Raw genomic sequence first — 15,300 nt, 5'->3', positions numbered from 1 at the left:
AACAATTAATCACCATTATAAATGGTATTTTTTACAATTACATAATCAACTGTTCCAAGTGCATTTAAGTCACGACCACCAGCATACGAAATTGAAGACTGTAAATCTTCCTTCATTTCATTTAAGGTATCATAAATGCTACCTTTAAAAGGTACTAACAGTTTTTTACCCTCGACATTACGATAAGCACCTTTTTGGAATTGAGAAGCTGATCCAAAATATTCTTTATATTTCTTTCCATCTTTTTCAACTTCTTCACCAGGAGATTCTTGATGACCGGCAAACATTGATCCAATCATACACATCGTAGCTCCAAATCGAACTGACTTGGCAATATCGCCATCGTTTCGAATTCCACCATCAGCAACAATTGGTTTTTGGGCTGCTTTAGCACAATAACGAATTGCAGCTAATTGCCAGCCTCCAGTTCCAAAACCAGTTTTAATTTTAGTAATACATGCTTTTCCAGGTCCAATTCCGACTTTAGTAGCATCTGCACCAGCATTTTCTAAAGCACGTACCCCTTCCGGAGTGCCAACATTTCCAGCAATCACGAAAGCAGTTGGAAGTTTATCTTTAATGTAATGAATCATATTAATCACAGAATCTGCATATCCATCAGCAATATCAATGGTAATGTATTCTGGAACTAAATTGTCCGCAGCTAAACTATCAATAAATTCATATTCTCCAGGTTTAACCCCAACGCTAATTGAAGCAAAAAGATCTTTATCGTGCATTCTTTTTACAAAATCATGCCGTTTTTCTGGTTGAAATCGGTGCATCACATAAAAATAGCCATTACTAGCTAATGAAACAGCCAAATCTTCATTGATAACAGTCTGCATATTAGCAGGAACAACTGGTAATTTGAACTTACGTCCCCCAAACTCCACTTCAGTGTTACATTCACTTCGTGAGTTTACGATACATTTATTAGGTATTAATTGAATATCATCATAATCAAAAACTTCCATTTTAACACTCCTAATCACGAACATTACATATATTGAAATTATCTTTATTCGTTTGCCATCCAATATATTACCTAATTAATTTGTGATAGTCAATTAATCTGAAAATAAAAAATCCAGTTGAGTAATTTCAACTGGATTTTATTTTATTGATCATCATACGCATATGAAATCGATGAAAATTTATTAAATGATTTCACAAATAATAATTTAACCGTTCCTCGTGGACCAGAACGATTCTTTTCAATAATAATTTCGACTTCACCCACATTATCGTCAACTTCATCCTCTTTGGAATTTCCAGGTTCACTATCCTCACCATCATCACGTTCGTAGTAATCATCACGATACAGAAAGGCTACGATATCTGCATCCTGTTCAATCGAACCAGATTCACGAATATCAGATAATACTGGTCGTTTATCCTGACGCTGTTCTACGCCTCGAGATAGTTGTGAAAGTGCAATAATTGGAACTTCCAACTCGTTTGCTAATTTTTTTAACTGTCGTGAAATTTCAGACACTTCTTGCTGTCGACTTTCTTTATTGCTACCTTCAATTAACTGTAAATAATCAATGACAACTAAGCCTAAGCCACCACCATTAGCAGCATCCCGATCCGCTTCTTTTTTTAAGCGACGACAATTAGCTCGAATCGATGCCATTCTAACTCCGGGAGTATCATCAATGTAAATTTTAGCATTTGACAATGTTCCCATTGCAACAGTCAAACTATTCCATTCCTCACTACTTAATTCCCCAGTTCGCAAATGATTGGCATCAATACTGCCTTCAGCACACAACATCCGATTAACTAATGACTCAGCACTCATTTCTAAACTAAATAATGCAACTGTTTTCGGAGTTTTAATTCCAACATTTTGAGCAATATTAAGTGCAAAGGCAGTTTTACCAACTGCCGGACGCGCTGCCAAAATCATCAATTCACCCGGATGCAACCCGGTCGTCATTTCATCCAATGCTTTATAACCAGTTGGTAAACCAGTTATGTCATTTCCACCATTTTTAGATAATTCATCAATTTTAGCAAATGACTCGCTTAAAACATCTCGAATTGGTTTAAATCCACTTTGATTCCGATTGTCAGAAACGTCCATGATATCGCGTTCTGCGTTATCTAACATCGTATCGACATCTTCATCTTCATCATAACCATCGGATGCAATTTTAGTTGCCGTTTGGATTAAGTTACGCAAAGTGGCTTTTTTTCGCACAATTTTAGCATAGTAAACTAAATTAGCAGCTGTTGGAACCGATTCTGCCAGTTCAACAATATAAGCTACTCCACCAACATCGTCTAATTGATTTTGTCCCTTTAATTTATCAGTCACGGTTACAGCATCAATTCCCTGGTTTTTATCAGATAAATCAATCATCGTTTGGAAAATCAACTGGTGTGCACGCTTATAAAAATCATCCGCATGCAAATATTCCATCGCATCTGGCAACGTGTCTGGATTAAGGAAAATCGATCCTAAAACAGCTTTTTCAGCCTCAATACTATGTGGAGGCGTATGATCATCAGTTAAAACATCGTTATTCATCCAAAAACTCTTTTCTAATCATACTGAATACCATTACTTTTCAGAAATATGAACACGAATTTCAGCAGTGACACTGGGATGCAATTTAACAGGAACATTAGTATATCCCATTGCCTTAATTGGTTCCGCTAATTCAATTTTCCGTTTATCAATCGTTACATCATATTGATCAGCTAATGCTTTAGCAATTTGTTTGCTAGTGATTGAGCCGAAAAGCCGACCATCTTTTCCAGCCTTTGCTTTTAATTCAACAACTGTGTCGTCTTTTTCCAAAAAGTCTTTTACTTTTTTAGATTCTGCTAATTCTTCTTTAGCATTTTCAGCAGCATGCTTTTGTTCTGCTTTGATTTTACTAACTGCTGATTTGGTAGCAGCCTCTGCTAACCCATTTTTAATTAAATAATTTTGCGCATATCCTGCGGGAACATCCTTAATGTCACCACGTTTACCTTTTCCTTTAACATCTTCTAAAAAGATAACTTTCATTATCATTCACTCCTTTTTTAATAATTTAACAGATTTATTCTGATTGTGCTATTCGTCACCCTTATTATTGGAATTATCAAAAAGTTTTTGATCAATTACTTCCGTCAACATTTCGTTAGCTTCAGCAACAGTCTTATCTTTAATTTGAGTAGCACCAGCAACCAAATGACCTCCGCCGCCGAGAGCTTCCATAATCAATTGGACGTTTATGGCGCCAGTACTACGGGCTGAAATCCCAACATTACCATCCATCCGTCGATAAACTACAAATGATGCTTCGATCCCATCAATTGAAAGTAATGAGTCAACTGCTTTTGCGGCAGTTACCGAATCATATTTAATGTCGTCTTCAGCCGTAATTAATGCCAAATTATCATCAATAAAATTAACCAATGAAATTAAATGGTTTTCTGACATATAATTAGTGGCATTTTCTTTCATAAAGGATGAAATTTCATCAACATCTGCTCCAGCAGACCGTAAATAACTAGCGGCATCAAATGTCCGAGTTCCCGTTCGTACCTTAAACGATTGTGTATCAACTACGATACCGGTCAACATAACAGTTGCTTCCAAATCATTAATTGGATCAGCACTTTGCGATTGATATTCAAACATTTCTGTAATTAATTCACAAGCAGAAGAAGCGTACGGTTCTACATAAGCTAACAATGGATTGGCTGGGAAATCCTCTCCACGTCGATGGTGATCAATAATCACAATTCGATTAATCAAGCGTTCATATAAATTCTTAGCAACTCCAATATTAGGATTAGAATGATCTACCATAATTAATAAACTTTCGTCAGTGGCCATTTTGACAGCCTTATCAGGTGTCACAATCGAATCTAAAATGTCAGGATATTCATCAATTTTATCTAACAAACGCTTAATATCAGTGTGTGCATCTTTATCATCAAACACAATATAGCACTCTTTATTGTTCATCTGTGCAATTCGTCGAATCCCTAGCGCAGCTCCCCAACAATCCATGTCTGGTTGTTGATGACCGTCAACAAAAATCTTATCTGAAGTTCGCATTAATTCCTGTAAAGCATTCGTAATCATTCGAGCACGAACTCGAGTCCGTTTTTCCATCGGATTCGTTTTTCCACCATAAAAACGTGCTTCGCCGTCCCTCGGCTTAATAACTGCTTGATCACCACCTCGACCTAAAGCTAAATCAAGATTATTTTGCGCCAAATCAGCTAATTGATTCAAATCAGTATCGCCATAAGCAATCCCGATACTAAGTGTAATTGGAAAGTTTTGTTGTAATGTTCCCTTCCGAATGATATCTAAAATGTTAAATTTATCCGCTTCAATTTCCTGCAAAGCCTGTACATACATCATAATCATATAGTGATCGGCATCTATGCGTTTCAGATAAACCCCATAGTCTTTTGCCCACGTACTAAGTTTATTAGTCACATAATTACGTAAATTGGAAATTTCTTGATCAGACATCGATTGACTAACTTCATCAAAATTATCAAGATATACTTCCCCAATTACAATTTTTTCGTTTTCATACTTAACTTCTACATCAGCATAATGCGTAATATCCATTAAGTAAATTGTATTATATTGTCGCTGAATCAGCATTGTAAAATGTTTGCCACGCCACGTAATTTCAAATGGTTCATCTTCGTTCCAATTTTCCTGAATTAAATCAAACAATTCCGGAGCGACCTCTTCAAGTGATTTACCAAAGATTTTATTGCTCTCAAAATATGGTTGCAGATATGGATTAATCCAATTAATTCGATGTTCGTCGTCAAGAATTAACACCCCAATCGGCATCTCTAACAACGACTCGCGTTCCCCACGAGAAACTAAATAAGATAAATCTGTCACATATTTAGTAGCATTTTCTTCAACAATATTTAATTCTTTAATGGTATAAGTGAGACCTGCAGACGCTAAAATCAGCAGAACCAAACCAATAACAACGTTATAAATAAAAGCAATTACCAATCCTAAAATTAAACTTATTGCAATAAAAAGTGAAATATTACGTAATCGTTTATTCTTTAAAAAGGGAGGTAAATTTAAATGACGCAATGATTTTTTCATAATAAAATTCCTACTTATCTTTTATTAACTATTATTTATTATTTTAGCACAAAAAGACATGCAAAAATTGACCATAAAAAAAGACCCAGCAAATACTGGATCAATCTTTTATTAGTCTTCAACTACGAATGGTAGCAAGCCCATGATACGAGCACGCTTGATAGCAATTGTTAACTTACGTTGGTTTTTAGCACTAGTTCCAGTTACACGACGTGGTAAAATTTTACCTCGTTCTGAAATGAAACGTTTAATCAAATCAACATCTTTGTAATCGATGTATTCGATATGATTTGCAGCAATAAAATCAACTTTACGACGACGGTGTCCACCGCCTCTTCTACCTCTTGAATGTCTTTGTTCAGCCATGTTTGTTTCCCTCCTCGTTCGTTAATCAGATTTTGCCATTAAAATGGTAAATCATCATCGGAAATATCGATTTGGTCTCCAGAATTAGCAAATGGATCAGCAGAATTGTCTGCACTATTACTATTATTACTTTGATTACTATTATTGTTGTTATCAAAATTATTATTCTTAGGAGTTCCAAATGGATTTTGTTGAGGAGCTTGGTTGCTATTGTTGTTATTTTGCTGACTACCATTTTGACGTGGTTCCAACAAAGTAAAGTTTTCAACAACTACTTCGGTGACATAAACACGCTGGCCTTGCTTATTTTCATAGTTTCTAGTCTGAATCCGACCTTCAACTCCTAAAAGCGAACCTTTGTGTACGAAGTTAGCAAGGTTTTCAGCTGATTTACGCCAAATAACACAATTGACGAAGTCAGCTTCCCGATCACCATTCGCATTGGTGAAACGACGGTCAACAGCGAGGGTAAATGTTCCTACTGCTGCACCGCTTTGGGTGTATCGCAAATCAACATCACGTGTTAAACGTCCAGTTAGGACAACGGTATTAATCATACTGAAAAGCTCCTCTCGTTTACTATTTATTTATCATCGCGTTTTACAGTCATTTGACGTAAAATATCATCACTAAATTTAGAAAGACGATCAAATTCATCAATTGCTTTACTGTCATCAGCAGTTAAGTTAACAACGTGGTAAGTACCTTCGTTAAAGCCACCAATTTCGTAAGCAAAGCGACGTTTAGACCAATCTTTTGAATCGATTACGTTAGCACCGTTATCTGACAAAACTTTGTCAAATCGTTCTACTAAAGCAGTCTTAGCAGCATCGTCGATATCTGGACGAATGATGTAAGTAATTTCATATTTGTTTTCCATGAATTGCACCTCCTTATGGACTATAGGCTCTTCAATAATTTGAAGAACAAGGGAGATCAAATTAAAATTAATCTGACCTACAGAGTTCTATTGTAGCATAGTTGTAAATTTTTTCAATACACGAAATGCGATTTTGCGATACAAACTTAAATACGCAAAAAAGGATTATGATTTTGCATTATCGTAATCCTTTTTAAAATTTTATTCATTTTCTGAATCGTCATTTGGATTTTCATCCGCATCGTCATCAATAATTTCATCAGGTTCAGTACGTTGCACAATTGCCATAGTGGCAACTTTAGAACCATCATCAACTCGAATCAAATGAACTCCAAGAGTTGCACGTCCGGTTTCTGAAACATTATCAGCTGCAAACCGAATCATAACTCCCTGATCAGTAATCAACATGATATCTTCGTCTTGATTAATAACTCCTAAACCAACTAACGGACCGTTCTTTGCAGAAATATTTGACGTCTTAATTCCCTTTCCGCCTCGTCCTTTAATTGCATATTGATTAGCGGGAGTTCGTTTACCATATCCTTTTTCAGATATTACAAACACATCGCTATCAGGAGCTAAAATGGCTGCTCCAATGACATAATCATCATTACGAAGTCTTACACCACGTACTCCAGTTGCTGATCGTCCCATTGTGCGGACGTCGCTAACTTTAAAACTAACTGCATAACCTAAATGAGTTCCAATAATCATATTTTGATTATCATCAACCAATGAAACATTAATAACTTCATCTTGATCACGCAGGTTAATTGATTTCAAACCATTGTTGCGAATATTTACAAATTCATTCAGTGGAGTACGTTTAACCGTTCCCAATTTTGTGGTAAAGAACAGATACTTATCATCATTATCACCATCAGCTGAAATATCCAAAACTGTTTGAATTTTCTCGTTATCACCTAAATGAATCAGATTTACAATTGGAATTCCCTTAGCAGAACGTCCATATTCAGGCACTTCATAAGCTTTCATACTGTAAACTTTTCCTGAATTTGTAAAGAACAATAGCAAATCATGTGTAGATCCAGTCAATAAATGTTCAATAAAGTCATCTTTATTAACACCCATTCCTTTAATACCGCGACCACCACGATTTTGTGTCTTAAATTCATCCGTTGGAAGACGTTTAATGTATCCGTTATGGGTTAAAGTAATCGTAACATGTTCGTCTTCGATTAGATCTTCGTCTTCAATGTTGGTAATTTCACCAATCATTAATTGAGTACGACGAGCATCACCAAAACGTTTTTGAATATCCATTAATTCATCATAAATAATCTCGGTTACTCGTTCATGACTATTTAAAATATCACGGTAATCTTTGATCTGTTCCATTAGTTTTTCATGTTCATCAGTAATCTTACCGCGTTCTAACCCTGTTAAACGAACCAAACGCATATCCAAAATCGCCTGAGCTTGTTTATCATCAAGTTCAAAATTATTGATTAATTCATTTTTAGCAATTTCACCGGTCTTTGACCCACGAATAATTTTAATGACAGCATCAATGTTGTCTAACGCTACTAATAATCCAACTAAAATATGTGCTCGAGCTTCAGCTTTTTTTAGATTAAATTTAGTTCGACGAGTAATTACGTCAATTTGATAATTCAAATAACTATTCAGAATCTCTTTTAAACCAAGAACTTTAGGCGCACCGTCAATAATTGCCAGCATATTAAAACTATAAGAAGTCTGCATTAGTGTCATTTTATATAAATTATTTAAAACCACTTCAGCATTAGCATCACGTCTGACATCAATAGCAATCCGCATTCCTTCTCGGTCGGATTCATCGTTGATTGCCGTAATTCCAACAATTCTTTTATCACGAACTAAATCAGCAATTCGTTCAATTAATTTGGCTTTATTAACCATGTAAGGAAGTTCGGTTGCAATGATTGTCTGCTTGCCGTTCTTATCCGTTTCAATATCGACCTTAGCACGGACAATAATATTTCCACGTCCGGTTTCATAAGCGTTACGAATTCCAGATTTACCCATTACAATTCCACCAGTTGGGAAATCAGGTCCTGGTAACGCTTCCATCAAATCATTAACTGTTGCATCTGGATTTTTCATTAAAATATGAATGGCTGAAATGACTTCACTTAAATTGTGAGGCGGGATATTGGTTGCCATTCCTACCGCAATTCCAGTTGCCCCATTTAATAATAAATTAGGAATTCGAGCTGGTAAGACCACTGGTTCACGTTCGGTACCATCATAGTTAGGGACAAAATTAACGGTGTTTTTGTTAAGATCTCGCAGCATCTCCATTGAAATTTTGCTTAGACGTGCTTCGGTATACCGCATTGCAGCAGCACCATCACCATCCACAGAACCAAAGTTACCATGCCCATCAACCAGCATATAGCGATAACTAAATTCCTGTGCCATTCGTACCATAGCTTCATAGATTGAACTATCACCATGGGGATGATATTTACCCATTACGTCCCCGACAATTCTAGCAGATTTTTTATATGGTTTTTCAGGTGTAACCCCTAACTGATCCATTCCATACAAAATCCGTCGATTAACCGGCTTCATTCCGTCTCGAACATCAGGTAATGCTCGAGCCACAATTACACTCATCGCATAATCCAAAAATGAAGATTTCATTTTTTTCGATAAATCGACATTCGTTATTCTAGTTTCTGGCGTGTCAGTTTCGTTTGCCAAATGACTTGCCTCCATTCATTTCATTACTCATTCACATTATCCAGATGTTTCACATGAAACATTTTTACTAAACGTCCAAATTTTGTACAAATTTAGCATTATCTTCAATAAACTGACGCCGAGGTCCTACTTTTTCACCCATTAACATTGTGAAAGCCTCAGCAGCTGCTTCAGCATTATCAGAAGTAACTCGCAATAAGCGTCGGTTAACTGGGTTCATAGTCGTATCCCACAATTGTTCAGCATCCATTTCCCCTAAACCTTTGTATCGTTGAATCTGAGGCTTGGGTGAAGCAGGTAATGATTCCAACAATTCTTGTAATTCCTCATCAGAATCAACATATCTTTGAAATTTATTTCCTTGACGAACTCGATATAACGGTGGTTGTGCCACGTACACAAAACCGTGGTCAATCATTGGGCGCATAAAGTTATAAATCAATGTTAATAATAATGTCTGAATATGAGCGCCATCAACATCGGCATCCGTCATTAAAATTAATTTATGGTATTTAGCTTTTTCAATATCAAATTCCTCGCCAAATCCAGTTCCCATTGCTGTAAATAACGATCTAATTTCTTCATTTGCTAAAATTCGATCCATGGTAGCTTTTTCAACATTCAAGATTTTCCCACGAATTGGCAAAATAGCTTGAGTTAAACGAGAGCGTCCTTGTTTAGCAGAACCACCGGCCGAATCACCTTCGACAATAAATAATTCTGAAATTTTAGGATCTTTACTAGTATTATTAGCCAGTTTACCCGGCAAATTATTAATTTCAAGTCCACTCTTTTTCCGAGTTACTTCACGAGCACGTTTGGCAGCCGAACGTGCTTTAAATGCCAACATTCCTTTTTGTACAATTTCCTTAGCAATTTGAGGATGTTCGTCCATAAATTTAGAAAATTGTTGACTAAATACATGGTTAGTAGCAGTTCGAGCATCAGAATTACCCAATTTAGTTTTAGTTTGTCCTTCGAACTGAGGATCGGGATGTTTTACACTAACAACTGCCGTTAGACCTTCACGAACATCGGGTCCGCTTAAATTATCTTCATTATCCTTAATAATATTATTGTTTCGTCCATAAACATTAATAATCCGTGTTAAGGCTTGCTTAAAACCTTCTTCATGGGTTCCACCTTCATATGTATTAATGTTATTGGTAAAAGTTTTCAAAGTACTGTGATAATCATTAGTATATTGCAAAGAAACTTCAACGGTAATGCCATTTTCCTTGCCTTCAACATAGATAGGATCTTTAAAAACCGGACTACGGCCACGGTCTAAGAATTCAACATAATGTCGAATCCCACCCTCGTAAAAATAATCATGTTCTATTGGTTTTTCAGGTCGCTTATCAGTAATCGTAATTCTTAACCCTTTATTCAAAAAGGCAAGTTCCTGAACTCTAGAACTTAAAGTTTCCATGCTATAATTCGTCGTTTCCATAAAAATATCTGAATCGGGAACAAAATGAACTTTCGTGCCATGTTCGCCTTCAGGGGCGTCGCCAATAACTTTCATTGGGGTTTTAACATGTCCGCGCACAAAATCCATATAATAGCGTTTTCCGCCTCGAATTACTTCGACAGAAAGTTCAGATGACAAAGCATTTACTACTGAAGCACCCACACCATGAAGTCCCCCAGAAACTTTGTATCCGCCACCGCCAAATTTTCCTCCAGCATGCAAAATAGTAAAAACGGTTTCTAACGCAGGTTTCCCGGTTTCTTTTTGCAAATCAACTGGAATCCCACGACCATTATCAGTGACAGTAATACTGTTATCTTTTTCAATTACAACATTGATTTCAGAAGCAAAACCAGCCAATGCTTCATCAATACCGTTATCTACAATTTCCCATACTAAATGATGCAATCCTTGAGAATTAGTTGCACCAATGTACATCCCAGGACGTTTTCGAACTGCTTCAAGTCCTTTTAAAACCTGGATTTGACTGGCATCGTAATCTGCGGCACGTTCAGCTTTTGTCTCTTGTGGCTTGTCTGTCATATATATCCTCCCCAATCAATCTATTTAAAAATTACTCAGAAATAATTCCCTTTTCGATGTGGAACATTTTGGGATTATTAATTAAATTAGTAGCAATTCCATTCATACTGGTAGTGGTCAAAAATGTTTGAACTTTATTTTGAATAGCTGTTAGTAAATGAGTTTGTCGGCCTTCGTCAAGCTCAGATAATACATCATCTAGTAGTAACACTGGATATTCATTTGTTTCTTCTTTCATAAGATCAATTTCTGCTAACTTAGTCGATAAAGCAGCTGTTCGCTGCTGCCCTTGCGATCCAAATGTTGCTACATCTTTCCCATTTACCATGAAACGCAAATCATCACGATGGGGACCAAAGATAGTTGTCCCTTGTCGGATTTCTTTTTCATGATTCGCTTTAAATTTAGTCAGCAGTGTCTGATAAATCTGCTCAACTGAGCCTAAATCTTCCTTACGCAAGGAAGTTATATAATTAAACTTTAAAATTTCCTGTTGCTGAGAGATTTCACTATGGATACTTTGTGACCATTTTTGTAATTTACCTAATAATTGGACACGCTGATAAATAATCTCTGCCGCATATGCAGCTAATTGGTCAGAAAGAACATCTAAATACATCAAATCCTTAGCTTTATGCAAGTGCAATTGACGTAAATAAATGTTCCGCTGTTTTAAAATACGACGATATTGAGAAGTATTGTACAAATATTTGCTACTCATCTGTCCAAATTCAATATCCATAAAATGGCGCCGAACCTGTGGAGATCCTTTTACAATCTTTAAATCTTCTGGGGCAAATAGAATCACATTCAACTGTCCAATATAAGTCGAAAGTTTAGCCTGCTCAATATGATTAACTCGAGCTCGTTTTCCCTTTGAACTAAGCGTTAGTTCTAATTGGGTTTTACCAGTTTTATGTTGAATCTCGCCCCAAATTGCCGCCTTTTTATCGTTCCATTCAATCAAATCTCGATTGTTATTAGCTCGATGGCTTTTTGTTAAAGCTAAAACATAAATTGCTTCCAGTAAATTTGTTTTCCCCTGCGCATTTTGTCCCATTAATACATTAACGCCATTTGAAAAATGAACATCAGCATTCTGATAGTTACGAAAATTTCGTAGTTTTAACTCATTTACCTGCATTAAATTTCCTACTTTGACTTAATAAAAAACAATCCGACATCTGGAACTCGAACTGTATCTCCATCATATAATTTTTTCCCACGCCGATTTTCTGGTTCATCGTTTAAAAAAACTGATTTTTCGCGCAAATACCATTTTGCCTGACCACCAGACGCAATAATGTCTTCCATTTTTAATAATTGCCCTAAAGTTATATAAGGTGTCGTAATAACAACTTCTTTTTTCATGAATCCACCTGCTTTCAATACTTCTATTATAACCTTTAAATTAAGAAAAGTATATAAATATCGAAATTATGAGCCTTTTAAAGCTGTTTGCGATTTTAAGCCAAAACATATTAATTAATAATAAAAAAGCTCATATCGTAAAATATGAGCTTTTTTATTATTAATTATTTTTAAAATGTCCGAACTGGCGTAATTAATTGAATGAAATCTTCTTGTTCATCTGTTGGAACAATTGTAAAGGGACGCAAGGCTGAAGTAAATCCAACTTCCACATCAATTTGACCAAAGGCACGCAAAGCTTCTTTCATATAATCTGGATTAAAAGAAATCTCTAACTCTTCACCTTCAACTAACTTAGGCTCTAGGTCTTCTTCGACCTTACCAACATCGGGAGAATTACCCGTGATAGTTACAACTTTATCATTAGGCTTAATTGATAATTTAATAACGTTATTACGCGATTCATGTGATAACAGCGAGGCACGTTCCACAGCAGCTAATAAGTAAGCTGCTGAAAATTGCACTTTAGTAACAGATGAATTCGGGATTAAACGAGAAGTATCAGGGTAGTTTCCTTCTAAAAGACGAGAATAAAATCTAGTTGCACCAAAATTAAACATAACCTGATTTTCAGACAGATTCATTTTAATCTGTTCTTTTTCTCCATCCAGCATATGAGAAAGTTCTTTCAAGCTATCACCAGGAATTACCACATCGTACTCTCCATCATCCTCTTTTGGAAGATCTACTTTTCTTTGACTAAGACGATGACTATCCGTTGCAACAGCTAATAACTGATTTTGGTTCAAAGTAAAATGAACTCCAGTTAAGATTGGTCGACTTTCCTGTTTTGAAACTGCAATTACAGTTTGTCCAATCACTTCTTTAAAAATTTCTGCTGGTAAATCAACTGTATTATCAGTATTAACTTCTGGAAGATGAGGATAGCCATTCGAATCTAACCCATTGATTGTAAAATCAGAATTTCCAGAGTTAATGTTAGTTTGGAAATTATCACTAACTTCAATTGAAAGTTCATTTCCAGGAAGTTTTTTTACAATTTCTCCAAAAAAACGAGCAGGTAAAACAATACTTCCAGTATCACTAATTGTTAAATCATTATCCGGATTATCACCACTAATTGTGGTTTGAATTGAAATATCAGCATTACTTCCTGTTAACAAAATGTGGTTTGGAGAAACATCAATTTTTAATCCAGTTAAAATTGGAATAGTAGTTTTTGAAGATATAGCTCTTTGAACAATATTTAATGCTTTAACGAATGATGCACGATTAATTGAAAATTTCATTTTTATAGACCCTCCGTTGCTTGATGCATTTTACTTAATTAATAAAAGAATTAAAAGCAGTAGTAGTAGGTGCTGTTAATCATGGGGATAACTGGGCAAAATATTGATTGAATATAAGTTATCCACTGTGGATAAGTCTGTTAGTAAAAATTATGTTTCTTAGTTTTTATCCACAGTTAGATTATACCATGATATTTTTTGGCTAATGTTTGATTTCTGTTTTGATATCTTTAATTTGATTTTGTAAATCAGAATCAGTCGCTAATTGTGTGCTGATTTTATCACAGGCATGAATAACTGTAGTGTGATCTTTACCACCAAAGGCTTCACCAATTTTTGGAAGGGAATTATCTGTTAATTCTCTAGAAAGATACATGGCGATTTGGCGTGGCATCACAATGGCTTTTACTCTTTTTTTACCTTTGATTTCTTTTACTGTTACATGAAAATAAGAAGCAGTGGTTTTAATGATAGATTCAGGGGTAACGGCACTTTTTTCTTTATTAAGTTTTAGTGGACGTAGTGCTTCGGAAACTAAATCCATGGTAATTGGTTCCTGTTTTAAATCAGCAAAAGCTTTGATTCGTGATAATGCCCCCTCTAATTCGCGGACATTAGAATCAATCTGACTGGCAATGTAACTCATAATGTTATCATCAATTGCTAATGATTCTGATTTAGCTTTTGCTCGTAAAATTGCAGCTCGAGTTTCCATATCAGGAGCAGTAATGTCAACAGACAAACCCCACTTAAACCTTGATACTAAGCGATCAGTGAGTGAATTAATTTCATTAGGAAGACGATCGGCAGTCATTACAATTTGTTTGTTGTCTTCATATAAAGCGTTAAATGTATTGAAGAATTCATCTTGGGTTCCTTCTTTATTAGCAAGAAACTGAATATCGTCAATTAATAACAAATCAACGTTTCGATAAACTTTTCTAAATTCCTGCATTTTGTTGTTTTGCAGTGAATCAATAAAATCATTTGTGAATTTTTCTGTGGTTACGTATTTAACAATAGCATTCGGATTTGATGCAAGAACTTTATTACCGATGGCCTGCATTAAATGAGTTTTTCCTAATCCAACTCCTCCATAGAAAAATAATGGATTATAAACTTTACCAGGATCTTCTGAAACAGCTAGTGCAGCAGCATGTGCCATCTGATTACCTTGGCCAATTACGAAAGTATCAAAAGTGTAGCTGGGATTTAAATGGGGATCAATGTGTGGAATTTCAGATTTTCCGTTAACTTCATTAAATCTTTTGAGGTTTTGATTGTTATCATCAACTTCACCTTTTAGAACTAGATTTGGCGTAATGTCAGTTTGTGTAATTGAATAAGCATATTCAATGAAGGTTGATTTTAATTGTCGATCCCAATAATCACGATGCAATGCGGTTGGAAGTTCAAGAGTTAAAACATTTCCTTCATAAGAAATTGGTTTTACGGAATTAATCCAGGTATCGTATGTATTATTGTCAAAATTAGCATTTTCTTTAAATTTAAGTTTAATTTTATTCCATAATTCGTTTTGATTCAT

At 35.4% G+C, this 15,300-nt stretch carries 13 protein-coding genes; all 13 read right to left on the bottom strand.

Going from position 1 to position 15,300, the window contains the following annotated elements; all coding sequences use genetic code 11:
- Positions 1–5: 5 nt before the first annotated feature.
- The 13 genes from AC0GLR_RS00065 to dnaA all read right to left on the bottom strand — a co-directional run bounded on the left by AC0GLR_RS00065 (position 6) and on the right by dnaA (position 15,300).
- Positions 6–977, bottom strand: a complete 972-nt coding sequence (locus AC0GLR_RS00065; RefSeq protein ID WP_495604805.1) for a GMP reductase — start codon at positions 975–977, stop codon at positions 6–8.
- A gap of 143 nt (positions 978–1,120) precedes the next feature.
- On the bottom strand, positions 1,121–2,539 hold the full coding sequence (gene dnaB / locus AC0GLR_RS00060; protein ID WP_495604804.1) for a replicative DNA helicase: 1,419 nt from the start codon (positions 2,537–2,539) through the stop codon (positions 1,121–1,123).
- Between the two features lie 33 nt (positions 2,540–2,572).
- A complete protein-coding gene (rplI, locus tag AC0GLR_RS00055) occupies positions 2,573–3,025 on the bottom strand; it encodes a 50S ribosomal protein L9 (RefSeq protein ID WP_495604803.1) in 453 nt (150 codons plus the stop codon).
- Positions 3,026–3,073: 48 nt separating this feature from the next.
- On the bottom strand, positions 3,074–5,101 hold the full coding sequence (locus AC0GLR_RS00050) for a DHH family phosphoesterase (RefSeq protein ID WP_495604802.1): 2,028 nt from the start codon (positions 5,099–5,101) through the stop codon (positions 3,074–3,076).
- Positions 5,102–5,212: 111 nt separating this feature from the next.
- Positions 5,213–5,467, bottom strand: a complete 255-nt coding sequence (rpsR, locus tag AC0GLR_RS00045; protein WP_495604801.1) for a 30S ribosomal protein S18 — start codon at positions 5,465–5,467, stop codon at positions 5,213–5,215.
- Between the two features lie 38 nt (positions 5,468–5,505).
- Positions 5,506–6,024, bottom strand: a complete 519-nt coding sequence (ssb, locus tag AC0GLR_RS00040; protein WP_495604800.1) for a single-stranded DNA-binding protein — start codon at positions 6,022–6,024, stop codon at positions 5,506–5,508.
- Positions 6,025–6,050: 26 nt separating this feature from the next.
- Positions 6,051–6,347, bottom strand: coding sequence for a 30S ribosomal protein S6 (gene rpsF / locus AC0GLR_RS00035; protein ID WP_054646502.1), 297 nt, complete (start codon positions 6,345–6,347; stop codon positions 6,051–6,053).
- A gap of 201 nt (positions 6,348–6,548) precedes the next feature.
- Positions 6,549–9,071, bottom strand: coding sequence for a DNA gyrase subunit A (gyrA, locus tag AC0GLR_RS00030; RefSeq protein ID WP_495604799.1), 2,523 nt, complete (start codon positions 9,069–9,071; stop codon positions 6,549–6,551).
- Positions 9,072–9,123: 52 nt separating this feature from the next.
- Positions 9,124–11,073 carry a DNA topoisomerase (ATP-hydrolyzing) subunit B gene (gyrB, locus tag AC0GLR_RS00025; protein WP_495604798.1) on the bottom strand — a complete coding sequence of 650 codons (1,950 nt, stop codon included), beginning with the start codon at positions 11,071–11,073 and terminating at the stop codon, positions 9,124–9,126.
- Positions 11,074–11,104: 31 nt separating this feature from the next.
- A complete protein-coding gene (gene recF / locus AC0GLR_RS00020; RefSeq protein WP_495604797.1) occupies positions 11,105–12,217 on the bottom strand; it encodes a DNA replication/repair protein RecF in 1,113 nt (370 codons plus the stop codon).
- 8 nt (positions 12,218–12,225) lie between these two features.
- The gene (gene yaaA / locus AC0GLR_RS00015) at positions 12,226–12,444 is read right to left on the bottom strand and encodes a S4 domain-containing protein YaaA (RefSeq protein ID WP_054646505.1); all 219 of its coding nucleotides are present in this window, start codon (positions 12,442–12,444) and stop codon (positions 12,226–12,228) included.
- 170 nt (positions 12,445–12,614) lie between these two features.
- Entirely contained in the window at positions 12,615–13,754 is a 1,140-nt protein-coding gene (dnaN, locus tag AC0GLR_RS00010) for a DNA polymerase III subunit beta (RefSeq protein ID WP_495604796.1), read from the bottom strand.
- A 202-nt stretch (positions 13,755–13,956) separates the two neighbouring features.
- Positions 13,957–15,300, bottom strand: coding sequence for a chromosomal replication initiator protein DnaA (gene dnaA / locus AC0GLR_RS00005; protein ID WP_495604795.1), 1,344 nt, complete (start codon positions 15,298–15,300; stop codon positions 13,957–13,959).

It is taken from the genome of Fructilactobacillus sp. YLN 2412 (assembly GCF_059488745.1).
This window is presented reverse-complemented; position numbering and strand designations above follow the sequence as displayed.

Coding starts and splice junctions, on each gene's coding strand:
- AC0GLR_RS00065 (WP_495604805.1), bottom strand. CDS start 977: ATGGAAGTTTTTGATTATGATGATATTCAATTAATACCTAATAAATGT.
- dnaB (WP_495604804.1), bottom strand. CDS start 2,539: ATGAATAACGATGTTTTAACTGATGATCATACGCCTCCACATAGTATT.
- rplI (WP_495604803.1), bottom strand. CDS start 3,025: ATGAAAGTTATCTTTTTAGAAGATGTTAAAGGAAAAGGTAAACGTGGT.
- AC0GLR_RS00050 (WP_495604802.1), bottom strand. CDS start 5,101: ATGAAAAAATCATTGCGTCATTTAAATTTACCTCCCTTTTTAAAGAAT.
- rpsR (WP_495604801.1), bottom strand. CDS start 5,467: ATGGCTGAACAAAGACATTCAAGAGGTAGAAGAGGCGGTGGACACCGT.
- ssb (WP_495604800.1), bottom strand. CDS start 6,024: ATGATTAATACCGTTGTCCTAACTGGACGTTTAACACGTGATGTTGAT.
- rpsF (WP_054646502.1), bottom strand. CDS start 6,347: ATGGAAAACAAATATGAAATTACTTACATCATTCGTCCAGATATCGAC.
- gyrA (WP_495604799.1), bottom strand. CDS start 9,071: ATGGAGGCAAGTCATTTGGCAAACGAAACTGACACGCCAGAAACTAGA.
- gyrB (WP_495604798.1), bottom strand. CDS start 11,073: ATGACAGACAAGCCACAAGAGACAAAAGCTGAACGTGCCGCAGATTAC.
- recF (WP_495604797.1), bottom strand. CDS start 12,217: ATGCAGGTAAATGAGTTAAAACTACGAAATTTTCGTAACTATCAGAAT.
- yaaA (WP_054646505.1), bottom strand. CDS start 12,444: ATGAAAAAAGAAGTTGTTATTACGACACCTTATATAACTTTAGGGCAA.
- dnaN (WP_495604796.1), bottom strand. CDS start 13,754: ATGAAATTTTCAATTAATCGTGCATCATTCGTTAAAGCATTAAATATT.
- dnaA (WP_495604795.1), bottom strand. CDS start 15,300: ATGAATCAAAACGAATTATGGAATAAAATTAAACTTAAATTTAAAGAA.